This window comes from Inquilinus limosus (assembly GCF_002195995.1).
In the GTDB taxonomy this organism is placed as follows: domain Bacteria; phylum Pseudomonadota; class Alphaproteobacteria; order DSM-16000; family Inquilinaceae; genus Inquilinus; species Inquilinus limosus_C.
This window is the reverse complement of the sequence record NZ_NHON01000026.1, coordinates 19,966-43,927: the sequence shown is the minus strand read 5'-3', so window position 1 is coordinate 43,927 and position 23,962 is coordinate 19,966. Positions and strand designations below refer to the sequence as shown.

The window sequence follows — 23,962 nt, the reverse complement described above, 5'->3', positions numbered from 1 at the left end:
TCAGGCCCCCAGCACCGCGGCCCGCAGCGCGGCATCGACCACCGGTGACACGCCGAACCAGGCCTCGAAGCCCGGCCGCGCCTGGTGCAGCAGCATGCCGACGCCGTCGACCACCGGATTGCCCCGGGCCTTTGCGGCGGCCAAGAGCGGCGTCTCCAGCGGCACATAGACGATGTCGTTGACCAGCGCGTCCGCCGGCAGCGCGTCGAGCGCCAGGTCCAGCGCCGGCCGGCCGACCATGCCCTCGGTCGTGGTGTTGACCAGCAGGGCCGCGCCGCTCAGCGCCGCGACCCGGTCCGCCCAGTCGATCACGGTGATGGGGCCGCCAAGCTCCGCCGCCAGCGTCTCCGCCCGCGACCGGGTGCGGTTGGCCAGACGGATCTCCGGCGCGCCGGCATCGGCCAGGGCGACGATCACCGCCCGCGCCGCGCCGCCGGCGCCGATCACCACCGCCGGGCCGCGGCCGGCGGACCATCCGGGCGCGCCGGCCTGGAGATTGGCCAGGAAGCCGAAGCCGTCGGTGTTGGTACCGAACAGGCGGCCATCCTCACGCACCAGGATGGTGTTCACCGCGGCGATGCGCCGGGCCAGCGGGTCGAGCTCGTCGACCAGCGCCATCGCCGCCTCCTTGTGCGGCACGGTGACGTTGCAGCCGCGGAAGCCCAGCGCGGCGAGGCCGCGCAGCGCCGCCTCCAGCCGCTCCGGCGCCACCGCCATGGGCACATAGGCGCCGTCGATGCCGTAGCGGGCCAGCCAGTGGCCATGCAGCTGTGGCGAGCGGGAATGCCCGACCGGCCAGCCGATCACCCCGGCCAGGCGGCCTTTCGCGGTCAGCACTGCCACGGCACACCACCAGATATCGCAGCCGGAGCAACCGTATTGCCTCTCCCGCTTGCGGGAGAGGCCGGAGACGCGAAGCGGCTCCGGGTGAGGGGAGTTTGTCGAGGCCTGGGCCAGCCCTCACCCGGTCTCGCTGACGCGAGCCCGACCTCTCCCGCCAAGCGGGAGAGGCAATTGGTTTCCGGCAACATCATTCCGCGCTCGCCTGCAGTCACGACGGCAGCACCCCATGGTCGCGCAGGAAGCCGAGCAGCGGCAGCAGCGGCAGGCCCAGCACGGTGAAATGGTCGCCCTCGACCCTGGCGAAGAGCTGCGCCCCGCGGCCTTCCAGCTGATAGCCGCCGACCGAGGACAGCACCGCCTCGCCGACGGCGTCGAGATAGGATTCGAGGAAGACGGGACTGAAGGACCGCATGGTCAGCTTCGCCCGGTCGGTCGCGTGCCACACCCGCTGGCCGTCGCGCACGGCCACCGCGGTCGAGGTCAGGGTATGGGTGCGGCCGCGCAGCGCCAGCAGCTGGTCGCGCGCCGCCGCCCGGTCGGCCGGCTTGTCGTACCAGACACCCTCGCAATCCAGCATCTGGTCGGCGCCGATCACCAGGTCGCCGGGGAAGCGGCGCGAGATGCGCTGCGCCTTCAGCACCGCCAGCGCCTCGGCGACATCGGCCGGGGACGCGCCCTCGGCCTGCATCGACGCCTTCACCTCGGCCTCGTCGACCGCGGCGGGGCTGGGGATGACGGGCACGCCGGCGGCGGCGAGCACGGCCCGCCGCGTGGCGCTGCCGGAGGCGAGGATCACCCGGGTCACGGCCGAAGCTCCATCAGGGGATTCCGGCGCTGCGGCCGCGCCGGGCCAGCAGCGACAGGATCTCCGCCGCCGTCTCCTCGATGGCGCGGCGGGTTACGTCCAGCACCGGCCAGCGGTGCTTGGCGAAGTAGCGCCGGGCCTCCGCCACCTCCGACCGCACCTGCTCGGGGTCGACATAGTCGGTGGTCTGGGCCTGGTTCAGCATCTGCATGCGGTTGCGGCGCAGCTGGATCAGCCGCTCCGGGTCCTTGGTCAGCCCGACGATCAGCGGCCGGCTGACCCGGTGCAGGTCGTCCGGCAGCGGCAGGCCGGGGACGAAGGGAACGTTCGCCGCCTTCACGCCGCGATTCGCCAGATAGAGGCAGGTCGGGGTCTTCGAGGTGCGGGAGACGCCGATCAGGATGACATCGGCCTGGTGCAGCTCGCCGGTCAGGTGGCCGTCATCATGCGCCAGGGCATAGTCCATCGCCTCGATGCGGTGGAAATATGCGGCGTCCATCGCGTGCTGCCGGCCCGGCCGACCGTGGCCCGCCATGCCGAGTTGCTGCGCCAGCGCCGCCATGATCGGATCCAGCACCGAGATGCAGGGCACGCCGAGCGTGCCGCACACATCCATCAGCCGGTGCCGCAGCCCGTCATCGACCAGCGTGAAGACGACGACGCCCGGATGGTCGCGGATCTCCTCCACCACCATGTCGAGCTGGCGGTTGGTCCGCACCAGGTTCCAGAAATGCTCGATCGGTTCCGCCCCCTCGAACTGCGCGAGGCAGGCCCGGGCGACGCTATGAATGGTGTCGCCGGTCGAATCCGAAACGAGATGTAGGTGGAACGTCTTCGTCTGCGCCATGGCACCGTTGTATCCCGGAGGGATGGGGATTGTCTGTGGGCAAATTCGGGACAGCGGCCGGATTCACGAGGCTTGACGTGATTGGCCCCCGGACCGCGGGTGAGTCGTCGACTCTTCCGTCCGGCTGGGGACGAGACTCACCGGCCCGTCATAGCAAAGGCGAGGCCGGACGATGCGACCCCGAGTCCTCCCGCCCGTTATGGACAGGGGCGATGGCGAGGGTGTAGCGAGTCGGGCGCGTCTTCCCCGCTTTCCACAGGGAAGGGCAGGCCGCCGGGCAAAACCCTGTGGATGGATTGGGGAAGAGTCACAATCCCCGTTATCCACAGGGATTCACAACATCCTCATAAACTAAGGATTCCTTTTCATGATTAGGGATGGGCAGAGCCGGGAAGAAACGTCCGCGACGCCGGCGAAGCCGTTCCTGCGCGCCCTGGCCGGGAAGACCCTGGCCCGGCCGCCAGTCTGGCTGATGCGCCAGGCCGGGCGCTATCTGCCGGAATACCGCGCCGTCCGGGCCCAGGCCGGCAGCTTCCTGGACCTCTGCTACAACCCCGAACTGGCCGCCGAGGTGACGCTGCAGCCGATCCGCCGCTACGGGCTGGACGCGGCGATCCTGTTCTCCGACATCCTGGTGGTGCCGCACGCGCTGGGCCAGGCGCTGGACTATGTCGAGGGCGAGGGCCCGAAGCTGGAGCCGGTGACCAACGCCGCCGGCATCGCCCGCCTGTCCGCCGCCCGGCTGCACGAGGTGCTGGGGCCGGTCTACGAGACCGTCGGCCGGGTGGCGGCGGCCCTGCCGCCCGAAACCGCGCTGATCGGCTTCGCAGGGGCACCCTGGACCGTCGCGACCTATATGGTCGAGGGCGGCGGCAGCAAGGAATACGGCGTGGTCAAGCGGCTGGCCTATGGCGAGCCGGAGACCTTCGGCCGGCTGATCGACCTGCTGGTCGAAGCGACATCCTCCTATCTGCTGCGCCAGATCCAGGCGGGCGCCGAGGCGGTGCAGCTGTTCGACAGCTGGGCCGGGGTGCTGCCGGAGGCCGAGTTCGAGCGCTGGGTGATCGCGCCGACGAAGCGCATCGTCGATGCCGTGCGGGCCGCGGCGCCGGGCGTGCCGATCATCGGCTTCCCGCGCGGCGCCGGGCTGCTCTACGAACGTTATCTGGCCGAGACCGGGGTCGACGCGGTCGGGCTGGACACCACCGTGCCGCCGGCCTGGGCCGCCCGGGCGCTGCAGCTGAAGGCGGCCGTCCAGGGCAATCTCGACCCCGTCCTGGTGCTCACTGGCGGCGAGCCGATGCTGCGCGCCGCCGACGCGATCACGGATGCCCTCGGCCACGGCCCCTTCGTGTTCAATCTCGGCCACGGCGTGCTGCAGAAGACGCCGCCCGAGCATGTCGCCGCCCTGGTCCGTCATCTGCGCGGGGACGGGGCATGAGCCGGCGGATCGCCGTCGTCCTGTTCAACCTGGGCGGGCCCGACAATCCGGACGCGATCCGGCCCTTCCTGTTCAACCTGTTCGCCGACCCGGCGATCATCCGCGTCCCGAACCCGGCGCGGCTGATCCTGGCCTGGGCCATCGCCAAGAAGCGGACCAACCTGGCCAAGGACATCTATGCCGAGATCGGCGGCGGCTCGCCGCTGCTGCCGAACACCGAGGCGCAGGCCCGGGCGCTGGAGGCGCAGCTGGCCGACCTCGGCGAGGTGAAGGCCTTCATCGCCATGCGCTACTGGCACCCGATGAGCCAGGAGACGGCGATGCTGGTGAAGGATTTCGCCCCGGACGAGGTGATCCTGCTGCCGCTGTACCCGCAATTCTCGACCACCACCACGGCATCGTCGGTCCGGGTGTGGCGCGATGCCTGCAAGATCGCCCGGCTGGACGTGCCGACGCGGCTGGTCTGCTGCTATCCGACCGAGAGCCGCTTCATCGCCGCCATGGCCGCCGGGCTGCGCGCGGCGCATGAGGAGGCGGCACGCTACGGCCGGCCGCGCGTGCTGTTCTCCGCCCACGGGCTGCCGGAGAAGATCGTCAAGGCCGGCGACCCCTATCAGTGGCAGTGCGAGCGCACCGCCGCGGCGCTGGCCGAGGCCTCCGGCATCCCCGACCTCGACTGGGTCTCGACCTATCAGAGCCGGGTCGGCCGGCTGAAATGGATCGAGCCGTCGACCGAGGCGGTGATCCATCAGGCGGCGCTGGAGAAGCGGCCGATCGTGGTGGTGCCGATCGCCTTCGTCTCCGAGCATTCCGAGACGCTGGTGGAGCTCGACATCGAATATCGCAGGCTGGCTGACGAATCGGGCGCGCCGTGCTACCTGCGGGTGCCGACCGTCGGCGCCGAGGACGGCTTCATCGCCGGCCTGGCCGACCTGGTGCGGGCCGGCCACCGGCGCGGCACGGCCTGCGAGGCGGGCGATGGCGGCCGGATCTGCCCGGCGGCGTTCACGGGGTGTCCCAGCAAAGCGGCTTAGAGCGAGGACCAAACCGAATGGCGGCTCTCTACCCCTGGATCAAGGCGCTCCACGTCTTCTTCGTGATCTCCTGGATGGCCGGGCTGCTGTACCTGCCGCGGCTGTTCGTCTACCACTCGCAGACCACGCCCGGGACGCCGGAATATGAGCGCTTCGGGGTGATGGAGCGGCGGCTGATGCGCGGCATCATGCTGCCCTCGGCGGTGCTGACCTGGGTGTTCGGCATCACCATGCTGTGGCTGACCGACTGGGCCTTCTTCGCCGAGGGCTGGCTGCATGTGAAGCTGACGGGGGTTGTCATCCTGACCGTGCTGCACCACATGTGCATTCGCTGGCGCCGCGGCTTCGCGGAAGGCCGCAACCCCCACAGCGAGCGCTTCTACCGCATCGTCAACGAGGTGCCGGCGCTGCTGCTGTTCATCATCCTGGTGATGGTGATCGTCCGGCCGTTCTGAGCGGAACGGTCAGGAGATCCTGCCGAACCAGCCAGTGATGTCGAAGTAGATCGACCGTCGTTCGCCGGCGGGCCCCACCAGATCGAGCTGGTCATAAAGGCGGCCACCAGCAGGGGTCAGCAGCCCCTGGCCGCAGACCTGCCAGCCCGGCAGATGGCGGGCGACATAGGCGTATTCGGCGCCGATGCCGGTCCTCTCCGTCATGGTGCCGTCGAAGACGATGGCCGTCTCCTCCCGGTCGCCGGTGCCGGTGAAGGCGCGGTCGTCGCCAGGCCGTTCATGCGGAATGCGGCAATTGGCTGCCGTCTTCTCTCCCGGCCAACCGGCGTGCCCCACTTGGTGCAGGAAGACCGTCTGCTGGGTCAGTTTCGGCTGTGACGCATTGCAGCCTGCCAGCCCCAGGGCGGCCGCAATCGCCAGAACGACGGCGTTCCTCATCAAAGATCCCCCCTCCTGAAAATGAATCGACTATCTTCCGTCCCCTAGAGATCCTCCCGCTTCCGCCATGGCCGCGCAATATGCCGCCGGACGCGGCAGCACGATTGACTTGCGGCAGGTCATTCGATAACCATCTGCTGTTCTCACGGTCTTCCGGCGGTCATTCGAAGCGCCGGCGCGGTCGAGCCCTTCGTGCCGCGGACCGAGGCTTCCAGCGAGAGACCAATCCGAAGACGCCGCGCCGCCGGCGCTCTGTCCACGCCCATCCAGGGTCCCCATGCATCTGCAAGAACTGAAAGAGAAGACTCCCAGCGAGCTTCTCGCCTATGCCGAAGAGCTCGAGGTCGAAAACGCGAGCATGCTGCGCAAGCAGGACATGATGTTCGCCATCCTCAAGCAGCTGGCTGAAAACGACGTCGCCATTTTTGGATCCGGTGTGCTCGAAGTCCTGTCCGACGGCTTCGGCTTCCTGCGCTCCCCGGAATCGAATTACCTGCCCGGCCCGGACGACATCTACGTGTCGCCGCAGCAGATCCGCCGCTTCGGCGTGCGCACCGGCGACACCATCGAGGGCGAGATCCGCGCCCCGAAGGAAAACGAGCACTATTTCGCGCTCACCAAGGTCAACAAGATCAATTTCGAGGAGCCGGACAACGTCCGGCACCGGGTCACCTTCGACAACCTGACCCCGCTCTATCCCGACGAAGCGCTGCGGATGGAGCTGATCGACCCGACCAAGAAGAACATGACCGGCCGGATCATCGATCTGGTCTCGCCGCTCGGCAAGGGCCAGCGGGCCCTGATCGTGGCGCCGCCGCGCACCGGCAAGACGGTGATGCTGCAGAACATTGCCAACTCGATCGCCGAGAACCACCCGGACGCCTTCCTGATCGTGCTGCTGATCGATGAGCGGCCGGAGGAAGTGACCGACATGGACCGGTCGGTGAAGGGCGAGGTCATCTCCTCCACCTTCGACGAGCCGGCGACGCGCCATGTCCAGGTGGCCGAGATGGTGATCGAGAAGGCCAAGCGCCTGGTCGAGCACAAGAAGGATGTCGTCATCCTGCTCGACTCCATCACCCGCCTGGCGCGCGCCTACAACACCGTGGTGCCGTCCTCCGGCAAGGTGCTGACCGGCGGTGTCGACGCCAACGCCCTGCAGCGGCCGAAGCGCTTCTTCGGCGCCGCCCGCAACATCGAGGAAGGCGGCAGCCTGACCATCATCGCCACCGCGCTGATCGACACCGGCAGCCGGATGGACGAGGTGATCTTCGAAGAGTTCAAGGGCACCGGCAACTCCGAGATCATCCTCGACCGCAAGCTGTCCGACCGCCGCACCTTCCCGTCGATCGACATCGGCAAGTCCGGCACCCGCAAGGAGGAGCTGCTGGTCGACAAGGGCACGATGTCGAAGATGTGGGTGCTGCGCCGCATCCTGATGCCGATGGGCCCGACGGATGCGATGGAGTTCCTGATGGACAAGCTGAAGCACAGCAAGTCGAACGCGGACTTCTTCGAGAGCATGAACCAGTAACCCTCTCGAGCGTCATCAACGCGAAGGGCCGCCGGTCGCAGGATTGGCGGCCTTTTCCGTTTCATGGCGGCGCTGCGCCCCGGTCCGGTTGACCCGGCGCGCGGCCGACCCAACTTGCCGGGGATAACCAGCATGGTGGTTGGCATGGCCAAGCTTCGTTCCAGTCTCGCCCTCGTCCTGGCGCTGTCGGGCTGCGCCGGGCTGGCCCCGCCGCCCTCGGCGACGCCCGATCCGGCGCTGGCCGAGAAGGTCCGCAGCCTGATGGGGACGGAGGAGCGTGACTGCTCCGCCCGTGTCGCCGGCGCCCTGGCGGGCCAGCACGTGACGGCCGCCGGCATCTCCCGTATCGACCTGACGCCGGTCCCGCCCGCCGATCCGAACGATTATTTCCTGGGGCAGCGCCAAGCCTGGGTGCGGCAGTCGGGCCAGCCCGGCGCCATCGTGGTGCAGTACGACCGGCGGACCTGCCGGATCGCCACGGTCTATGCCCGGAACGGGGCGACGCTGCCGGCGGCCTGACGCATGGGCGGCGGGGTCAGTGCCCGCCGCCACCCCCGCCGCCCATGGGCTTCGGCGCGCGCAGCAGCGGCATCAGCAGCAGCCCGGCATAGAACAAGAGCGCCATCAGCAGGAAGCAGTCGGCGAAGGTCAGCACCTGCGACTGCTTCACCACCATGTTGTTCAGCGTCTTCACCGCGGCGAGGTCCGGGTTGCCGAGGCCGGCCGAGGTGAACATCTGGCTGAAATTGTCGACCATGGCCTGCACATGCGGGTTGGTCAGGGTGACGTGGTCGGCGATGCGGGAGGTGTGCAGCCGCGCCCGGTCGATCATCACCGTGTTGATGCCGGCCAGGCCGAAGGCGCCGCCGAGATTGCGCATCAGGTTGTAGAGGCCGGACGCGTTCTTGATCTTGTCCGGCGGCAGCGTGCCCAGCGCCAGAGTGTTGATCGGCAGGAACAGCAGCATCAGCGACACGCCGCGCACCGCCTGCGGCCAGAACAGCTCCCAGAAGCTCCAATCGGCGGTGATCCAGGTCATCATGTAGATGCCGGTGCCGAAGGCGACCAGGCCGATGCCCAGCATCAGCCGCAGGTCGAGCTTCTTCGACAGCATGCCGGCCAGCGGCGCCGAGATGAACTGGAACACGCCGGTGACGAACATGATCTCGCCGATCTGCAGGCTGTTCAGGCCGCGCACCCGGGCGAGGAACAGGGGCACGATATAGACCGCGCCGTAGAGGCCGACGCCGATCACCAGGCTGTACATGCAGCCGAGCGAGAAGTTGCGGTCGCGGAAGGCGCGCAGGTCGACGATCGGGTTCCGGGCGCTGAGCACCCGGGCGAAGAAGCCGATCCCGGCCAGCATCCCGATCACGGCGAAGGTGAAGATCGACCGGTCCTCGAACCAGTCCCAGCGCGGCCCTTCCTCGAACACGTATTCGAGGCTGCCGAGGAACATCGCCATCAGCGCCAGCCCGGCGAAGTCGAAGCCCTTGAGCAGCTCGAGATTCGGCTTGTCGAACTTGACCAGGAACCAGACGCCGGTGGTCACCAGGACGCCGGGGATGATGTTGATCAGGAACAGCCAGTGCCAGGAGAAGGCCTGGGTCAGGTAGCCGCCGAGGGTCGGGCCGATGGTCGGCGCCATGGTCGCGACCAGGCCGATCAGCACCGAGATGCCGGCCCGCCGCTCCGGCGGGAACAGGATGAAGGAGGCGGCGAAGACCGTCGGGATCATCGCCCCGCCCAGGAAGCCCTGCAGCGCCCGGAACACGATCATCGATTCGATGTTCCAGGCCAGGGCGCAGGCCAGGCTGGAGAGGGTGAAGCTGGCTGCCGAGATGACGTAGAGGATGCGGGTCGACAGCAGGCGGGAGAGGAACCCCGAGAGCGGGATCATCACCACCTCGGCGATCAGGTAGGCGGTCTGCACCCAGCTGATCTCGTCCGGGCTGGCCGCCAGTCCGGCCTGGATCTCGCTGATCGAGCTGGAGACGATCTGGATGTCCAGGATCGCCATGAACATGCCGACGACCATGGTGAAGAACCCGATCGTCTCGCGCGTCCCGGCGCCGGCCCGCTGCGGCGCGGCCGGGGCGGGGGCCGACGCGCCGGCGGGCAGCGCGTCGGCGGTGGTGCTGCTCACCGCTGGAACTCGGCGGCCATGGCGGCGCCGAAGATGCCGCTGGCCAGGAGCGGGCCCGTGCCCTCCTCCCGCGTGTCGACCGCGACGCCGACCGACAGGCCCGGGCGCAGCAGGCCGCTGAGCTGGTTGTCGGCCGGCACCGCGATGCGCACCGGCACGCGCTGGACGATCTTGGTGAAGTTGCCGGTCGCGTTCTCCGGCGGCAGCAGGCTGAACTCGGCGCCGCTGGCCGGGGCGAAGCTCTCGACCTTGCCGGTCAGTCTTTGGCCCGGGAAGGCGTCGACCGACAGCGTCACCGACTGGCCGACGCGCATCGCGGCCAGCTGCGTCTCCTTGAAGTTGGCGACGACATAGACCTTGGGCAGCGGCACGACGGACAGGAGCTGCGTGCCGGGCCGGACATACTGGCCGACCTCGACCCCCTTGTTGCCGACGACGCCGTCGACCGGGGCGCGGATCTCGGTGCGGTCGAGGCTGATCTGGGCCAGGTCGACCGCGGCGGTCAGCTTCTCGATCTGGGCCTGGGCCTGACGCTGGGACGCCTGCAGGATCGCGGTCTGGCCCTGCTGGTTGGTCAGCGCCGCCTGGGCGCTGGCCAGGGCGGCGTCGGCGCGCTTGTGCTCGGTGTCCGCGGTCTCGAAGGCCTGCTGGCTGCCGTTGCGCGTGTCCCACAGCCGGCGCGCCCGCTCCAGGTCGTTGCCGGTCTGGGTCAGGGTCGCGGCCGCCTGGTCGACGCTGGACTTGGCCTGGGCGATCATCGAGCCCTGCAGCGCCAGTTGCTGCTCGATCGAGGCCAGGGTCGCAGCCTGGGCCGACAGCTCCGCCTTCGCCTGGGCCAGCTGGGCGCGGTAGTCGCGGTCGTCGATGCGGACCAGCGGATCGCCCGCCTTCACCATCTGGTTGTCGGTGACCAGCACCGCCGTCACCGCGCCTTCGACCTGCGGGCTGAGCGTGGTGGTGTCGCTCCGCACATAGGCGTTGTCGGTGGTCTCGAAGAATCGGTCCACGGTCCACCACCGGTAGCCGAAATAGCCGGCGACAGCGATGGCGGCCACGGCCGCGACGACGATGATGGGCTTGCGCATGGGAGGACTCGGTGAACTGAACCGTTCAGTCTTGTTGCGGGAAGGTGCGATTTGCCCTATCTCTTGTCAAGACGAAACTGAACGGTTCAGTTTAGCGCGAACGCGTCCTATCCCGAATGCCGATGACCTGTCCTTTTGCCGAGGCGCTTCCCCCGCCAGCCACCGCCAGCCGGAAGCCCGACCAGATCCTGAAGGCGGCGTATCGCGTGTTCCTGGAAGAGGGCTACGGCACGGCCAGCATGGATGCGATCGCGCGTGAGGCGGGCGTGTCCAAGGCCACGCTCTACGCCCATTTCGCCAGCAAGGAGGAGCTGTTCGCGGCGATCGTCGGCACGGCCTGCCGCGCCTTCGAGCGGCTGGCGGCGATGTCGCCGCCGCCGGACGACCTGCGCGCCGCGCTGATGGAGGCCGGCGGCACGCTGCTGCGCTTCATCCTGAACCCGGACGTGATCAAGGTGTATCGCAGCGTGCTGGCGGAGGCGGGCCGCTTCCCGGGACTCGGCCGGGCGATGTACGAGGCGGGCCCGGGACAGGGCAAGGCGCATCTGACGACCTTCTTCGCCGCCGCCAATGCGCGCGGCGTGCTGGCCGTGCCCGACCCGGAGCTGGCGGCCGAGCAGTTCGGCTCGATGATCCTGGGCCACATGAAGATGCGGATGGAGCTGGGCATCGAGATGCCGAGCAGGGAGCGGATCGAGCGCGGGCTGAGGAGCGGCGTCGACGCCTTCCTGCGCGCCTATGCCGCCCCGGCGGCGCCGACGCCCTGACCGGCCTTTGCGGGCGGGGTGAGAGCATCGGACGCCCCCGGTTCGGGCGGCGGAACCGATGCCGGGATGGTCAGGAGCCGGACGGCTTCACGGCGCAGTCATAGCTGCCCGGCGTGCGCGCGGCGATGGCCTTGGTCAGGCCGCCGGCCGTCCGCGGGCCCAGGACCAGGCAGACCCGGTATTCGATGATCCTGCTCTGCGGGAAGCCGTTGAACGGCACGGATTGGATGCCGTCATACACGGCCGGGAGGCTGGTGCCGTAATAGGGCGTCGAGCCCCAGGCCATCTTCTCCGACACCGTGGTGCCGTTGGGATTGTTGTAGGGCAGCTCGTATTGCGACGACTGGTATGGCCATTCGTAGTCGCAGGGCAGCTTCTGCTGCTGGAAGGGGCAGCCATTGCCGCCATTGTATGTCGCCGAGGTCCTGCCGCGCCCTTCGGAATAGCCGTCGCGCAGGGCGGACATCGAATAGGGCGTCGGCTCGAACAGGCCCATCTCGAACTGCCCGGCCAGCAGGGCCGAGAACCGCGCGGCCGTGTTGGCCCCGGTCCAGGTCCAGGTGGCGTTGCGCGTCAGCGGGTCGACGGTCGTGGTGAAGTGGTAGCGATCCGCCCACATCACCTGGCGGATCGGGTTGCTGCCGCCGTCGAAGTTCAGCTTCCCGTACGGACCGCGCAGGTCGAAGCTGACCCGGTCGGGGCCCGGCATGGGCGCGAGGCTGACACGCGTGACGATCAGCGGCCAGTTCGCCCCGTCCTGGAAATACCAGGTGATCGTGACCGGCAGGTCATAGCGCTTGAACAGCGCCCGGTTGGTGCCGAGCGGCGGGCTGTCCTCGCCGGTGTTGGGATCGATGCCGTTGGGGGCGATGGTGCCGTATTTCGGATAGGTCGTCTTGTACTCGACGATCACCCGGTTGCGCGTGCTCGGCACGATCCGGCCCGTGACCGCGAAGCCGCGGCCCAGCGGCGAATCGTCGGCGCCGAAGATCTTGTTCGCGATCGGCGCGGAGGCGCCGTCGGAGAATGTGCGATAGCGTTCATGCGCCACGAAATAGCCGAAGCCGTCCCCGGCATCGCTCGCATTCACGGTCATCGTGGTGGAGATGCCGTTCTTCAGATAGGGATACGTCATCTGGACGGCATAGCCGCCATTGCCCGGGTTGCCGTTGCCCTGGCGCTTGAGCGAGACGGTGCGCAGCCCGCCATCGGAACCGCGCCACGTCACGCGGTCGACGGCCACGCCGTTGACGGTTGCCGATTGGCTCTGCGCCGCCTTGGCCGGCGGCACGATGAGAACGAGTGTCGCGATCAGCCCGGCGGCTGCGGTCTTGAGACCCTGGCTCATATCTGTTCTCCGATGCGGGGGTGAGGGGCCGGCGGCCGGCCCGGAGCTCGGCGAAATCGGTGATCCCGCCGCGCTAGAGGACGAAGTCCGCGGCCGCCAGGGCGATGCTGCCGGTCAGTTGGATGTGGAAGTCGGTGGTGCCGTCGCCGTTGACGTCGCCGGCGATGGTGGTGACGCCGCCGCTGACGGCGAAGCGCAGCTCGCCGGCATGGTGGGTGTAGAGGCCGGTGCCGATGAAGGTGAAGGCCTGGTTGCCGGCCGTGCCGGTATTGGCGTCGATCGCCGACAGGTCGATGCGGTCGCCCTGGGCATGGCGGAAATCGGTGATCCGGTCGGCATTGGCGCCGACCACGCTGTGCGTCGTGCTGGCATAGACGAAGCGGTCCGCCCCCGCGCCGCCCGTCAGAGTATCCTTGCCGCCGGCCCCGGTGAGGACGTCGTTGCCGCTCCAGCCCTGCAAGGTGTTGGCGACGCTGTTCCCGACCAGGATGTCGCTGCCTTGGCTGCCGGAGACATTCTCGATGCCTGTCAGCGTGTCGCCCTGGGCGTCGCCGCCGCTGCCGGCGCCCGTGGCCAGGTTGACCGTCACGCCGGCCGCGCCGATGTAGTAGCTGGCGGTGTCGGTGCCGGCGCCGCCATCGAGCCGGTCGGCCCCGGCGCCGCCACGAAGCACGTCGTTGCCGCCATTGCCGGAGAGGCTGTTGGCGCCGGCATTGCCGGCAAGGGTGTCGTTGCCCTGGCTGCCGGACAGGTTCTCGATACCGGTCAGGGTGTCGCCCTGCGCCTCGCCGCCCGCGCCCTGGCCGGTGGCGAGATCCACCGAGACCCCGACCGAGCTGGTGTAGTAGCTGGCCAGATCGACGCCGGCGCCGCCGTCCAGATGATCGGCCCCGGCACCACCGCGGAGCACGTCGTTGCCGGCACCGCCGTCGAGCTGGTCCGTCCCGGCCGCCCCGGCGAGCGTGTCGTTGCCGGCATAGCCGAAGAGCTGATCGTTGCCGGCGGCGCCGGCGACGGTGTCGTTGCCGCTTCCGCCGGTGTAGATCAGCGTCTCGAAGTTCGCGGACCTGATGGAGCCGTCGCCGCTGGTTCCGTTCAGCGTGAAGCTCAGCGGACCGTTGGCGCCGGCGAAATCCACGATGAGCGTGTCGTTGCCGGCCCCGCCGTCGACGATGTCGGCGCTCGCCGGGTCGCCGAACGTCCGGGTGACCGTGACCTCGTCGTTGCCGGCGCCGCCGTTCAGGGTGTTGCTGCCGCCGCCGCCATAGAGCTGGTCATTGCCGTCGCCGCCATTGAGCACGTCGTCGCCCCCGTTGCCGAGAAGCACGTCATTGCCGCCCAGGCCATCGATCCGGTCGTCCGCGCCATCGCCGGCGAAGATATCGTCATTCGGGGTGCCGCTGATGATCGCCATGGGCTTGCCTCCTGGACTGATGGCGGGACGGGCGTTCCGGCGGGCGCCGGAATGCCCGGCCGTCAGACCGCTGTATCCCGCCTTCGCGGTGGCTGGGCATGCCCATATGGGAGGGGAGGCGAAAAATGCCGGCGACGGCGTGGCGGACGCGGCGCGTCCGGAAACGGCGGATCGGCCCGGTCCGCCACGGTTCCGGCCGCCGGTCAAAAAGAAGGCCGGATGGCGATATCCGCCGTCCGGCCTTGGCCTTGCGCCGTTTTGAGTTCGGCCGTTTTGAGTTCGGGCGTGCTGCTACGGCAGCAGCACCGTCGAGCCCGTCGTCTTCCGCGCTTCCAGGTCGCGATGGGCCTGGGCGGCCTCGCGCAGCGGGTAGGTCTGGGCGATCGAGATCTTCACCGCGCCCTTCGCCACCACGTCGAACAGCTCCGCCGCCGCGGCCTCGTATTCCGGCCGGGTGGCGATGTAGCTGCCGAGCGTCGGCCGGGTCAGGAACAGCGACCCCTTCTGCGACAGCACCAGCGGGCTGATTGGCGCCACCGGGCCGGAGGCGTTGCCGAAGGTCACCATCATGCCGCGCGGCGACAGGCAGTCGAGCGAGCCGTCGAAGGTGGTCTTGCCGACACCGTCATAGACCACCGGCACGCCCTTGCCGCCGGTGATGGCGCGGACGCGGGAGACGAAATCCTCGGTCGAATAGTCGATCACATGGTCGCAGCCGGCGGCGCGGGCCAGCGCCACCTTCTCCGGCCCGCCGGCGGTGCCGATCACGGTGGCGCCGAGATGCTTGGCCCATTGCGCGGCGATCTGGCCGACGCCGCCGGCGGCGGCGTGGAACAGGATGGTCTGGCCCGGCTGCACCGGGAAGGTGCGGCGCAGCAGGTACCAGGCGGTCAGCCCCTTCAGCAGGATCGCGGCCGCGGTGCGGTCGGTGACGCCGTCCGGGATCTTCACCACCTTCTCGGCCGGGATCACCCGCTCCTCGGCATAGCTGCCGGTCGGGCCGTTGCCGTAGCCGACGCGGTCGCCGGGCTTGAAGCCGGTCACGTCCGGGCCGACGGCGACGACCTCGCCGGCCGCCTCCTGCCCCAGCACCAGCGGCAGCTGCGACTTGTAGAGGCCGCCGCGGATATAGGTGTCGATGTAGTTCAGGCCGATGGCGGTGTGGCGGATCCGGATCTCGCCCGGGCCAGGCGCCGGCACGTCGACCGGCTCCCAGCGCATCGTCTCGGGGCCGCCGGTCTCATGGATGCGGATGGCGTGGACCATGGGGTTCCTCAGCCGAGATGGGTCTTCAGGAAGGCGGCGGTGCGGTCGTTCGCCAGGGTGGCGCCGGCCGCGTCGTAATGCTCGCCGCCGACGCGGGCGAAGGCGTGGTCGAGGCCGGGATAGGTGTGCACCGCGACCGTCGGCAGCGACGCCATGCGGGCGCGGACCTGGTCCTGGGCCTCCGGCGGCACGAACCGGTCCTTCTCGGCGATGTGCAGCAGCAGCGGCCGGGTGATGGCGGGGGCCTCCCCCAGCAGCTTGTCGATGCCGACGCCGTAATAGCTGACGGCGCAGTCGGCGTCGGAGCGGGTGGCCATCAGGAAGGCCAGGCGGCCGCCCAGGCAGTAGCCCAGTGCGCCGGCGCGGCCGGTGCATTCCGGCAGGTCGCGCAGCGTGGCCAGCGAGGCGATCAGGTCCTCGACACCGGCGGTCTCGTTGAAGCCGTTGAACAGGGCGAAGGCCTTGTCCCATTCGGCCTGCGACTTGTCGGTGATGTCGACGCCCGGCTCCTGCCGCCAGAACAGGTCGGGGCACAGGGCGACATAGCCCTGGGCCGCCAGGTCGTCGCAGATCTGGCGCATCACCGCGTTGACGCCGAAGATCTCCTGGATGACGAGGATGCCGGGGCCGGAGCCCGCGGCGGGCCGGGCGAGATAGGCGTTGAAGCGGCCGCCATCGGCAGCGGTGACGGTGACTGTCGCCATGGAGTCGCTCTCCCTCGAGCGTTGCGGTGGTCGAAGCAATCGTATCAAGCGGGGTGGACGATAACCGGAGCCCGGCGGCCTTGTCACGGCGGGCGAACGCCCCCGCGACAGGGCCCTTGGACCGATTCAATTCTCCGCGAATTGCCCTGGATATCCCTCGAAGGCCAGCAGCCGGCGCTTGCGCTCCAGGCCGGAGGTGCTGCCATAGCCGCCGAGGGTGCCGCCGGCGCCGATGACGCGGTGGCAGGGCACCAGCAGCACCAGGTCGTTGCGGCCGCAGGCCTGGCCGACAGCGCGCGGGCCGCTGTTCAGGATATGGGCCACGCCGCCATAGGACGCGGCCTCGCCATAGGGGATGTCGATCACCGCCTGCCGCACCCGCTGCTGGAACGGGCTGGCGGCCGGGGCCATCGGCAGATCGAAGCGGCGGCGCCTGCCGGCGAAATACTCCTCGATCTGCCGGATCGCGCGGCGCAGCAGCTTGTCCTTCGGCGGTTCGTCATCGGACGGGTCCTGGACATGGTCGACGGCGGCCACCACCCCGCCGGCCACGGTGATCCGCACCGGCCCGACCGGGGTGTCGATGGTGGCGGTCGCCCGCTCCAGGATCGGCCGGCTTCGCGTGGCCCGGGTCATGCTCCGATCAGCTCCAGCAGCGCCTCGGGCGTGGTGACCGGGGCCTGGCACACTGGTCCGCGGCAGAGATAGGCGGTCGGCCTGCCGTCCAGCATCGCCTTGCCGGCGGCGGGATGGTCCTCCGGCAGCGCTGTACCGGGGTCGAGCCGCAGCAGCATCCGCCCGGGCAGCGACCGGCCGTGCACCGCCCGCAGCAGCGCCCGGGCGGCGGGATCGTCCTTCGCGCCGATGACGACGATCTGCAGCAGCTCCATCCTGTCCTCGGCCCGGTTCAGCCAGGTGGCCAGCGGGATGAAGTTGCGCTGCAGCTCGCCGGTGAAGGCGGCGATCAGGGAATCGGCGCGCAGGGCGTACAGCCGGTCGCCGGTCAGGTGATGCAGCCGCGTTAGCACCCCGAGCATGGTGCCGTTGCCGGACGGCACCGCGGCGTCGTACGCGCTCTTGGTGCGCACGATCAGCGCCTCGCCGTCATCCGCGGTCAGGAAATAGCCGCCGCGGCCGCCATCCCAGAAATGCCGGTCGAGCACCGCGGTCCACAGCTTGGCATGCTCGAGATAAGCCGGGGTTTCGGTCGCCTCATGCAGGGCCAGCGCCGCCGCCGCCATGTCGGCATAATCCTCCAGCAGCCCCGGCGCGGTGGCCTTGCCGCGGCGCCAGGCATGGGCCAGGCGGTCGCCGTCCCCGAGTTGCCGGACCACGGCGGCGAAGGCGGTCTCGGCCAGGGCGATCCAGCCGGGCCGGTCGAAGGCCTGGCCGGCCTGGGCCAAGGCCGCGATCATCAGCCCGTTCCAGTCGGCCAGCACCTTGTCGTCCCAGCCCGGCCGTACGCGTACGGCCCGGCGCTCGAGAAGTACGGCCCGGTCCTTGGCGAACGCCGCCTCGGTCTCCGCGTCACACAGCGCCGGGTCATGGCGCCGGTTGAGGATGGTCTTGCCCTCCCAATTGCCGCTTGGCGTGACATCGTATGTCTGCTTGAACGCGGCCGAGCGTTCGCCGAGTACGGCGTCGATCTCGGCCTCGGTCCAGACGTAGAAGCGCCCCTCCTCGCCCTCGCTGTCGGCATCCAGCGTCGCGGCGAAGGCGCCGCCCTCGGCGATCATCTCGCGCTCGATCCAGGCCACCGTCTCCTCGACGCGGGCGGCGTACAGGGGATCGCGAGTCTCCTGCCAGGCCAGGGTCAGCAGGCCGACCAGCTGGGCGTTGTCGTACAGCATCTTCTCGAAATGCGGCGCCAGCCACTCTTCGTCGGTGGAGTAGCGGGCGAAGCCGCCGCCGAGATGGTCGTAGATCCCGCCCTGGCTCATCGCCGTGAGCGTCCGCAGCGCCGCGTCGCGCCATTCCGGGCGGCGGGAGCGCCACCAGCCGCGCCACAGCAGCTCGATGAGCCCGGGCTGCGGGAATTTCGGGGCGCCGCGCAGACCGCCCCAGGCCGGGTCGAACTGCCTGGCCAGCTGCTTCGCCACCTGGTCCAGCACCTCGAGGCTCAGCCCGGCGCCCGGCTGGTTCTCCGACTGCTTGGCCAGCGCCTCGGCCAGGGCGGCGACATTGCCGGTCACCTTCTCCGGCTCGGTGGCATAGGCGGCGGACAAGGCGCGCAGCACCTCGGTGAAGCCGGGCCGGCCCCAGCGGCTGGTCGGCGGGAAATAGGTGCCGCCCCAGAACGGCGCGCCGTCCGGGGTCAGGAACATGGTCAGCGGCCAGCCGCCCTGCTGGCCCAGCATCGCCAGCGCCGACTGGTAGATGGTGTCGACATCCGGCCGCTCCTCGCGGTCGACCTTGATCGACACGAACAGCTCGTTCATCACCGCCGCCGTGGCCGGATCTTCGAAGCTCTCATGCGCCATGACATGGCACCAGTGGCAGGCGGCATAGCCGACCGACAGCAGCACCGGCTTGTTCTCGGCCCGGGCGCGGGCGAAGGCTTCCGCACCCCAGGGCTGCCAGTCCACCGGGTTGTCGGCGTGCTGCAGCAGATAGGGGCTCGTCTCTTCGGCGAGGCGGTTGGGCATGTCGATATCCCGGTCTGTAATGGCGCTGGCGCCGGACGCTATACTCTCCTGCCAGGATAACGCCGCCAACACCGCCGGAGGATCCCGATGAAGGTTTCGATCGATATCGACTGCACGCCGGAGGAGGCGCGCGCCTTCTTCGGCCTGCCGGATGTCGGCCCGATGCAGCAGGCCCTGCTGAAGGATCTGGAGGACCGCATGCGCGCCAACCTGGCGGCGATGGAGCCCGAGGCGATGCTGAAGACCTGGCTGCCGGCCAGCATCGAAGGCTTCGAGACGCTGCAGCGCGCCTTCTGGCAGGGCATGACCGGCGGCAAGGGAGGCAAGAGCTGAGGATCGTGGCTCTGTCCGTCGGTGCTGGCCGTGGCCTCTCTTCCCTCCGTCATTGCGAGGAGGCGAAGCCGACGAAGCAATCCATCGGTCCGCACGAGCGGCCGCATGGATTGCTTCGCTGCGCTCGCAATGACGAGTGGGGTGGGATGGCCTGGAGTGTTTCACGTGAAACACCCGCCTCGCGGACCGCGGCCCGATGACCAGCCGCGACACCATCTTCGCGCCGGCGACCCCCGCCGGTCGCGGCGGCGTGGCGGTGCTGCGGATCTCCGGCCCCGGCGCCGGCCCGGCGCTGCAGGCCCTGACCGGCCGTCCCCTCCCCGCCCCTCGCCTGGCGACGCTCGCCGAGCTGCGCGACCCGGCCGACGGCGCGCCGCTGGACCGCGGCCTCGCCCTCTGGTTCCCTGGGCCGGCCAGCTACACCGGCGAGGATGTGGTCGAGCTGCATCTGCATGGCGGCCGGGCGGTGACCCGTGGCGTGGTCGAGGTGCTGTCCCGGATCGGCGGGCTGCGCCCGGCCGAGCCCGGTGAATTCACCCGGCGCGCTTTCCTCGCCGGGAAGCTCGATTTGACCGAGGCCGAGGCGGTGGCCGATCTGGTCGATGCCGAGACCCGGGCCCAGCGGTTGCAGGCGCTGCGCCAGCTCGGCGGCGCGCTCGGCCAGCTCTATGAGGGCTGGCGGTCGGCCCTGATGCGGGCCCTGGCGATGACGGAGGCGGCGCTCGACTTCCCTGACGAAGGCCTGCCGCCGGATCTGGTGGCGGAGGCCGAGCGGATCGTCGCCGGGGTGTCGGCCGCGATCGCCGCGCATCTCGACGATGCCGGCCGGGGCGAGCGGCTGCGCGAGGGCGTGCACATCGCCATCCTCGGCCCGGTCAATGCCGGCAAGTCCAGCCTGCTGAACGCGCTGGCCCGGCGCGACGCGGCCATCGTCTCCGACCGGCCGGGCACGACCCGGGATGTGGTCGAGGTCGCGCTCGACCTGCGCGGCTTTCCCGTGGTGCTGGCCGACACCGCCGGCCTGCGCGACACCGCCGATGAGATCGAGGCCGAAGGCATCCGCCGCTCGCATCGCCGCGCCGCCGAATCAGACCTGCGGCTGGTGATCCGCGATGCTGGTGAGCCTGCGCCCGCCGACCCGGCGCTGGGGCCGGGACCGGACACCATCCGGGTGGTTAACAAGATCGACCGGACGCCCGACGCGCAGCGGGCGGCGGACGAGTTCCCCCTCTCCGTCCGCACCGGCACCGGCCTCGACCGGCTGCTCGACCTGCTGGCCGAGGCGGTGGAGCGGCGGCTGACCGGCGACGGCTCCCCTGCCCTCACCCGCGCCCGTCATCGCGCCGCGCTGGAGGATGCGCGCGACGCCCTCGCTCGCGTGCCGTCGGCGCCGCTGCCCGAGCTGGCGGCGGAGGATCTGCGCCTGGCCCTGCGCGCCATCGGCCGCATCACCGGCCGGGTCGATGTCGAGGACATGCTCGACCTGCTGTTCGGCAGCTTCTGCATCGGCAAGTGAGATGTTTCACGTGGAACATCCCTGCCGGTCAGGGGAGGTGCGTCTCCAGCGCCTCGGCCAGCGAACGGGTCGTCGGCATCGGCGGGCGGCCGAGCTTTCGGGCCAGATCCTGGGCCTGGGCCAGGCTCTCCACGCCGCTGATCTGCAGCCGGCCATCGGGAATCGGACTCTGGATCACGGGCGCCGTCAGCAGCGTGCCGTCGATCGTGATGGCGAGGATCTTGCCGACATGGCTCTCGGTGAACGCGGCGAGGCGATCGCGAGCCGCGTCCTTGAGCACCAGCGAGACGGTGGGCTGTCCCCAAAGCGGATCGAAGATCATCTCGGCCGAGGCGATGTCGGCGGTGGAGACGATGATCTCCGGCCGCAGATAGAGGCTTTGTCCGTCCTTCTCGACCTGCGTCAGTCCTGGGCCGGCTTCGGCCTCCGCCTGCCGGAACTCGATGGCCGCAGCAACCGGCGCGTCAGGCGGCCGGGCCACATCCAGTGGAAGGGTCAGCGCCGTGGCCAGGGCAGCGACAGCGGCGGCCAGGGCGGGAATGACGGGCAGCATGGTCGATGGTCCTTCCGGTCACCCCGGTGTTTCACGTGAAACACCCGATTTCGTGTGCGCGCATTTGACCCCGCGGGGTCGCCTCCGTAAAGTCCGCCGCCATGGAACAGTATGATGTCATCGTGGTCGGCGGCGGCCATGCCGGATGCGAGGCGGCGGCGGCCGCAGCGCGGTTCGGCGCGCGCACGGCGCTGGTCACCCAGCGGCGAGAGTCGATCGGCGAGATGTCCTGCAACCCGGCCATCGGCGGCCTGGGCAAGGGCCATCTGGTGCGCGAGATCGACGCGCTGGACGGCATCATGGGCCGGGTGATCGACCGCGCCGGCATCCAGTTCCGCATCCTCAACCGCAGCAAGGGCCCGGCGGTGCGCGGGCCCCGCGCCCAGGCCGACCGCAAGCTGTACTGCCAGGCGATGCAGGCGGTGCTGGCCGAACAGTCGGATCTCGCCCTCATCGCCGGTTCGGTCGAGGATCTGGTGTTCGATTCGACCGGCGCCGTCTGCGGCGTGGTGCTGGCCGACGGCCGGATCCTGGCCGCCGGCGCCGTGGTGCTGACCACTGGCACCTTCCTCAACGGGCTGATCCATATCGGCGAGGAGCAGCGCCCGGCCGGCCGGGTCGGCGATGCGCCGTCGATCGGCCTGGCCGCGACGCTGCACCGGCTGAACCTCACCCTCGGCCGGCTGAAGACCGGCACGCCGCCGCGGCTCGACGGCCGCACCATCGATTGGGCGGCGCTGGAGGAGCAGAAGGGCGACGACCCGCCGGTGCCCTTCTCCGACCTCACCGACCGGATCACGGTGCCGCAGGTCTCCTGCTTCATCACCTACACCACGCCGGCGGCGCATGCGCTGATCCGCGCCAACCTGCACCGGGCGCCGATGTATTCCGGGCAGATCGACAGCGTCGGCCCGCGCTACTGCCCCTCGATCGAGGACAAGGTGGTCCGCTTCGCCGACAAGGAGCGGCACCAGATCTTCCTGGAGCCGGAAGGGCTGGACGACCCGACGGTGTATCCGAACGGCATTTCCACTTCCCTGCCCCGCGACGTGCAGGAAGGGTTGGTGCGCGGCATCCCGGGGCTGGAGAAGGCGACGATCCTGCGGCCCGGCTACGCCATCGAATACGACTTCGTCGATCCACGGCAGCTCGACCGGTCGCTGATGCTGCGGGCGGTGCCGCGGCTGTTCCTGGCCGGCCAGATCAACGGCACCACCGGCTATGAGGAGGCGGCGGCCCAGGGGCTGATGGCCGGGCTGAACGCCGCCAGGGCCGTCGCCGGCAACGACCCGCTGCTGCTCGACCGGGCCGAGGCCTATACCGGCGTGATGATCGACGACCTGATCACCCGCGGCGCGCCCGAGCCGTACCGCATGTTCACCTCCCGCGCCGAATACCGGCTGGTGCTGCGCGCCGACAATGCCGATCAGCGGCTGACCGCCCGCGGCATCGCCGCCGGCTGCGTCGGGGCCGAGCGCCAGGCGCTGTTCGCCCGCAAGGCGGCGGCGCTGGAGGCGGCGCGGCAGCGGATCCGGGCGCTGTCCCTGACCCCGACCGAGGCCCGGCGCCACGGCCTCGCGGTCAACCAGGACGGCGTGCGGCGCGACGGCATGGACCTGCTGCGCTATCCCGGGATCGGCCTGGCCGCCCTCGCCCGCATCTGGCCGGAGCTGGCGGAGTGGCCGGAGACGGTGGCCGAGCAGATCGAGACCGAGGCGAAATACGCGGGATATCTCGACCGGCAGGAGGCCGATATCCGCGCCTTCCGCCGTGACGAAGGCCTGGCCCTGCCGGCGGAGCTGGATTTCGACGCGATCGGCAGCCTGTCGACCGAGATCCGCCAGATCCTGAAGCGGTCGCGGCCGCCGACGCTCGGCGCCGCGGCGCGGCTGCCGGGCGTCACCCCGGCGGCGCTGGTGGCCCTGCTGAAGCATGTCCGGCGCGAGGGGGAGGACCGGCGTGCCATCGCGTGAGCGCCCGATCGGCGCCGTGCCGAACCGTCCTTCCACGTTGCCTCTCCCGCTTGCGGGAGAGGTCGGAGACGCGCAGCGGCTCCGGGTGAGGGTCCTTTGTCGAGGTCGGTGCCGGCCCTCACCCGGTCGTCCTGACGGACGCCCGACCTCTCCCGCCAGGCGGGAGAGGTTACGCGCTGTCGCCCGCGGCTTCGCACCATGACGGAAGCGATCGCGAACCTCCCCCCGGATCTCTCGGAAAAGCTCGACCGCTACGAGGCGCTGCTGCGGAAGTGGCAGGGGGCGATCAACCTGGTCGCGCCCTCCACCCTGGCGGAGCTGCGGCGGCGGCATTTCGAGGATTCGCTGCAGCTGGTGCCGCTGATCCCGGCCGGCGCCAGGACGCTGGTCGATCTCGGCAGCGGCGCCGGCTTCCCGGGGCTGGTGCTGGCCATCGCTACCGGGCTGGAGACGCATCTGGTCGAGAGCGACCAGCGCAAGGCCGAGTTCCTGCGCGCTGTTTCACGTGAAACACGGGTGCCGGTCACGGTTCATGCCAGGCGGATCGAGCAGGTGCCGCCCTTCCCCGCCGATGTGGTGACCGCGCGCGCCCTGGCCGCCCTGCCCGTCCTGCTCGGCTACGCCACCCGATTCGCCGGCCCGCACACCGTCGCGCTGTTCCCGAAGGGCCGCGCGGCCGAGGCCGAATTGACCACGGTTGATTTGACCGCCCTGCCTGCATCGCCGAAGATGACCATCGACCTCCATCCGAGCCGGACCGATCCCGACGCCGTGCTCATCCGCATCGAGGGGTTCGCCCGTGGCTGACGATACCC

General features: G+C 69.9%; 23 protein-coding genes. 10 read left to right on the top strand and 13 right to left on the bottom strand.

Translation table 11 applies throughout. From position 1 onward, the window contains the following. The 3 genes from BWR60_RS15430 to BWR60_RS15420 all read right to left on the bottom strand — a co-directional run bounded on the left by BWR60_RS15430 (position 1) and on the right by BWR60_RS15420 (position 2,495). Positions 1–837: a shikimate dehydrogenase gene (locus BWR60_RS15430; RefSeq protein WP_088151910.1), complete on the bottom strand. Its 837-nt coding sequence runs from the start codon at positions 835–837 to the stop codon at positions 1–3. A gap of 214 nt (positions 838–1,051) precedes the next feature. After that, complete coding sequence (locus tag BWR60_RS15425) at positions 1,052–1,648, bottom strand: Maf family protein (RefSeq protein ID WP_230983067.1); 597 nt, start codon at positions 1,646–1,648, stop codon at positions 1,052–1,054. Between the two features lie 13 nt (positions 1,649–1,661). Beyond that, positions 1,662–2,495, bottom strand: a complete 834-nt coding sequence (locus tag BWR60_RS15420; protein WP_088151909.1) for a pyruvate, water dikinase regulatory protein — start codon at positions 2,493–2,495, stop codon at positions 1,662–1,664. A gap of 367 nt (positions 2,496–2,862) precedes the next feature. Here BWR60_RS15420 and hemE point away from each other — a divergent pair, with 367 nt between their 5' ends. Genes hemE through hemJ form a run of 3 tightly spaced genes read left to right on the top strand, consistent with a single transcriptional unit; the run spans position 2,863 to position 5,425 of the window. Continuing rightward, positions 2,863–3,936 (top strand): uroporphyrinogen decarboxylase, encoded by a 1,074-nt coding sequence (gene hemE / locus BWR60_RS15415; RefSeq protein WP_088151908.1) that lies wholly within the window; start codon positions 2,863–2,865, stop codon positions 3,934–3,936. Then, positions 3,933–4,970 carry a ferrochelatase gene (gene hemH, locus BWR60_RS15410; protein ID WP_088151907.1) on the top strand — a complete coding sequence of 346 codons (1,038 nt, stop codon included), beginning with the start codon at positions 3,933–3,935 and terminating at the stop codon, positions 4,968–4,970. Before hemE ends, hemH begins: the two co-directional genes overlap by 4 nt. A 17-nt stretch (positions 4,971–4,987) precedes the next feature. Beyond that, positions 4,988–5,425, top strand: coding sequence for a protoporphyrinogen oxidase HemJ (gene hemJ, locus BWR60_RS15405; protein WP_088151906.1), 438 nt, complete (start codon positions 4,988–4,990; stop codon positions 5,423–5,425). Between the two features lie 9 nt (positions 5,426–5,434). On the opposite strand, the gene BWR60_RS15400 is transcribed toward hemJ, so the two are convergent. Then, entirely contained in the window at positions 5,435–5,863 is a 429-nt protein-coding gene (locus BWR60_RS15400; protein ID WP_088151905.1) for a hypothetical protein, read from the bottom strand. Positions 5,864–6,140: 277 nt separating this feature from the next. Here BWR60_RS15400 and rho point away from each other — a divergent pair, with 277 nt between their 5' ends. Together rho and BWR60_RS15390 are read left to right on the top strand one after the other, a co-directional pair. Further along, complete coding sequence (gene rho / locus BWR60_RS15395; RefSeq protein WP_088151904.1) at positions 6,141–7,397, top strand: transcription termination factor Rho; 1,257 nt, start codon at positions 6,141–6,143, stop codon at positions 7,395–7,397. 144 nt (positions 7,398–7,541) lie between these two features. Then, positions 7,542–7,916, top strand: a complete 375-nt coding sequence (locus tag BWR60_RS15390) for a hypothetical protein (protein ID WP_144445628.1) — start codon at positions 7,542–7,544, stop codon at positions 7,914–7,916. A 16-nt stretch (positions 7,917–7,932) separates the two neighbouring features. Here BWR60_RS15390 and BWR60_RS15385 read toward each other — a convergent pair whose 3' ends face one another. Together BWR60_RS15385 and BWR60_RS15380 are read right to left on the bottom strand one after the other, a co-directional pair. After that, positions 7,933–9,543 carry a DHA2 family efflux MFS transporter permease subunit gene (locus BWR60_RS15385; protein ID WP_230983066.1) on the bottom strand — a complete coding sequence of 537 codons (1,611 nt, stop codon included), beginning with the start codon at positions 9,541–9,543 and terminating at the stop codon, positions 7,933–7,935. After that, positions 9,540–10,628, bottom strand: coding sequence for an HlyD family secretion protein (locus BWR60_RS15380; protein WP_088151902.1), 1,089 nt, complete (start codon positions 10,626–10,628; stop codon positions 9,540–9,542). Before BWR60_RS15380 ends, BWR60_RS15385 begins: the two co-directional genes overlap by 4 nt. A gap of 122 nt (positions 10,629–10,750) precedes the next feature. Between BWR60_RS15380 and BWR60_RS15375 the strand changes: the two genes are divergently transcribed. After that, complete coding sequence (locus BWR60_RS15375) at positions 10,751–11,395, top strand: TetR/AcrR family transcriptional regulator (protein WP_179221784.1); 645 nt, start codon at positions 10,751–10,753, stop codon at positions 11,393–11,395. Positions 11,396–11,465: 70 nt separating this feature from the next. Here BWR60_RS15375 and BWR60_RS15370 read toward each other — a convergent pair whose 3' ends face one another. The 6 genes from BWR60_RS15370 to BWR60_RS15345 form a co-directional block, all read right to left on the bottom strand. Continuing rightward, on the bottom strand, positions 11,466–12,743 hold the full coding sequence (locus BWR60_RS15370) for a hypothetical protein (RefSeq protein WP_088151900.1): 1,278 nt from the start codon (positions 12,741–12,743) through the stop codon (positions 11,466–11,468). A gap of 73 nt (positions 12,744–12,816) precedes the next feature. Then, positions 12,817–14,157: a calcium-binding protein gene (locus BWR60_RS15365; protein ID WP_088151899.1), complete on the bottom strand. Its 1,341-nt coding sequence runs from the start codon at positions 14,155–14,157 to the stop codon at positions 12,817–12,819. Positions 14,158–14,448: 291 nt separating this feature from the next. Continuing rightward, on the bottom strand, positions 14,449–15,423 hold the full coding sequence (locus BWR60_RS15360) for a quinone oxidoreductase family protein (RefSeq protein WP_034840211.1): 975 nt from the start codon (positions 15,421–15,423) through the stop codon (positions 14,449–14,451). Positions 15,424–15,431: 8 nt separating this feature from the next. Next, positions 15,432–16,127 carry a dienelactone hydrolase family protein gene (locus BWR60_RS15355; protein ID WP_088151898.1) on the bottom strand — a complete coding sequence of 232 codons (696 nt, stop codon included), beginning with the start codon at positions 16,125–16,127 and terminating at the stop codon, positions 15,432–15,434. Positions 16,128–16,253: 126 nt separating this feature from the next. Beyond that, positions 16,254–16,763: a methylated-DNA--[protein]-cysteine S-methyltransferase gene (locus BWR60_RS15350; protein WP_088151897.1), complete on the bottom strand. Its 510-nt coding sequence runs from the start codon at positions 16,761–16,763 to the stop codon at positions 16,254–16,256. Then, a complete protein-coding gene (locus BWR60_RS15345) occupies positions 16,760–18,772 on the bottom strand; it encodes a thioredoxin domain-containing protein (RefSeq protein ID WP_088151896.1) in 2,013 nt (670 codons plus the stop codon). The genes BWR60_RS15350 and BWR60_RS15345 overlap by 4 nt, the downstream gene beginning before the upstream one ends. 87 nt (positions 18,773–18,859) lie before the next feature. Here BWR60_RS15345 and BWR60_RS15340 point away from each other — a divergent pair, with 87 nt between their 5' ends. After that, on the top strand, positions 18,860–19,105 hold the full coding sequence (locus tag BWR60_RS15340) for a DUF6489 family protein (RefSeq protein WP_034840205.1): 246 nt from the start codon (positions 18,860–18,862) through the stop codon (positions 19,103–19,105). A 196-nt stretch (positions 19,106–19,301) separates the two neighbouring features. Further along, positions 19,302–20,621: a tRNA uridine-5-carboxymethylaminomethyl(34) synthesis GTPase MnmE gene (gene mnmE, locus BWR60_RS15335; protein WP_088151895.1), complete on the top strand. Its 1,320-nt coding sequence runs from the start codon at positions 19,302–19,304 to the stop codon at positions 20,619–20,621. Positions 20,622–20,649: 28 nt separating this feature from the next. On the opposite strand, the gene BWR60_RS15330 is transcribed toward mnmE, so the two are convergent. Next, positions 20,650–21,174, bottom strand: coding sequence for a SecDF P1 head subdomain-containing protein (locus BWR60_RS15330; RefSeq protein ID WP_088151894.1), 525 nt, complete (start codon positions 21,172–21,174; stop codon positions 20,650–20,652). A gap of 101 nt (positions 21,175–21,275) precedes the next feature. Between BWR60_RS15330 and mnmG the strand changes: the two genes are divergently transcribed. Beyond that, positions 21,276–23,147: a tRNA uridine-5-carboxymethylaminomethyl(34) synthesis enzyme MnmG gene (gene mnmG, locus BWR60_RS15325; protein ID WP_088151893.1), complete on the top strand. Its 1,872-nt coding sequence runs from the start codon at positions 21,276–21,278 to the stop codon at positions 23,145–23,147. Between the two features lie 198 nt (positions 23,148–23,345). Then, the gene (rsmG, locus tag BWR60_RS15320) at positions 23,346–23,954 is read left to right on the top strand and encodes a 16S rRNA (guanine(527)-N(7))-methyltransferase RsmG (RefSeq protein ID WP_088151892.1); all 609 of its coding nucleotides are present in this window, start codon (positions 23,346–23,348) and stop codon (positions 23,952–23,954) included. Positions 23,955–23,962 lie beyond the last annotated feature (8 nt).

Bases quoted from the DNA above. Each gene is read 5' to 3' on its own strand.
- BWR60_RS15420 (WP_088151909.1), bottom strand. From the start codon at position 2,495: ATGGCGCAGACGAAGACGTTCCACCTACATCTCGTTTCGGATTCGACC.
- hemE (WP_088151908.1), top strand. From the start codon at position 2,863: ATGATTAGGGATGGGCAGAGCCGGGAAGAAACGTCCGCGACGCCGGCG.
- hemH (WP_088151907.1), top strand. From the start codon at position 3,933: ATGAGCCGGCGGATCGCCGTCGTCCTGTTCAACCTGGGCGGGCCCGAC.
- hemJ (WP_088151906.1), top strand. From the start codon at position 4,988: ATGGCGGCTCTCTACCCCTGGATCAAGGCGCTCCACGTCTTCTTCGTG.
- BWR60_RS15400 (WP_088151905.1), bottom strand. From the start codon at position 5,863: ATGAGGAACGCCGTCGTTCTGGCGATTGCGGCCGCCCTGGGGCTGGCA.
- rho (WP_088151904.1), top strand. From the start codon at position 6,141: ATGCATCTGCAAGAACTGAAAGAGAAGACTCCCAGCGAGCTTCTCGCC.
- BWR60_RS15390 (WP_144445628.1), top strand. From the start codon at position 7,542: ATGGCCAAGCTTCGTTCCAGTCTCGCCCTCGTCCTGGCGCTGTCGGGC.
- BWR60_RS15380 (WP_088151902.1), bottom strand. From the start codon at position 10,628: ATGCGCAAGCCCATCATCGTCGTCGCGGCCGTGGCCGCCATCGCTGTC.
- BWR60_RS15375 (WP_179221784.1), top strand. From the start codon at position 10,751: ATGACCTGTCCTTTTGCCGAGGCGCTTCCCCCGCCAGCCACCGCCAGC.
- BWR60_RS15370 (WP_088151900.1), bottom strand. From the start codon at position 12,743: ATGAGCCAGGGTCTCAAGACCGCAGCCGCCGGGCTGATCGCGACACTC.
- BWR60_RS15365 (WP_088151899.1), bottom strand. From the start codon at position 14,157: ATGGCGATCATCAGCGGCACCCCGAATGACGATATCTTCGCCGGCGAT.
- BWR60_RS15360 (WP_034840211.1), bottom strand. From the start codon at position 15,423: ATGGTCCACGCCATCCGCATCCATGAGACCGGCGGCCCCGAGACGATG.
- BWR60_RS15355 (WP_088151898.1), bottom strand. From the start codon at position 16,127: ATGGCGACAGTCACCGTCACCGCTGCCGATGGCGGCCGCTTCAACGCC.
- BWR60_RS15350 (WP_088151897.1), bottom strand. From the start codon at position 16,763: ATGACCCGGGCCACGCGAAGCCGGCCGATCCTGGAGCGGGCGACCGCC.
- BWR60_RS15345 (WP_088151896.1), bottom strand. From the start codon at position 18,772: ATGCCCAACCGCCTCGCCGAAGAGACGAGCCCCTATCTGCTGCAGCAC.
- BWR60_RS15340 (WP_034840205.1), top strand. From the start codon at position 18,860: ATGAAGGTTTCGATCGATATCGACTGCACGCCGGAGGAGGCGCGCGCC.
- mnmE (WP_088151895.1), top strand. From the start codon at position 19,302: ATGACCAGCCGCGACACCATCTTCGCGCCGGCGACCCCCGCCGGTCGC.
- BWR60_RS15330 (WP_088151894.1), bottom strand. From the start codon at position 21,174: ATGCTGCCCGTCATTCCCGCCCTGGCCGCCGCTGTCGCTGCCCTGGCC.
- mnmG (WP_088151893.1), top strand. From the start codon at position 21,276: ATGGAACAGTATGATGTCATCGTGGTCGGCGGCGGCCATGCCGGATGC.
- rsmG (WP_088151892.1), top strand. From the start codon at position 23,346: ATGACGGAAGCGATCGCGAACCTCCCCCCGGATCTCTCGGAAAAGCTC.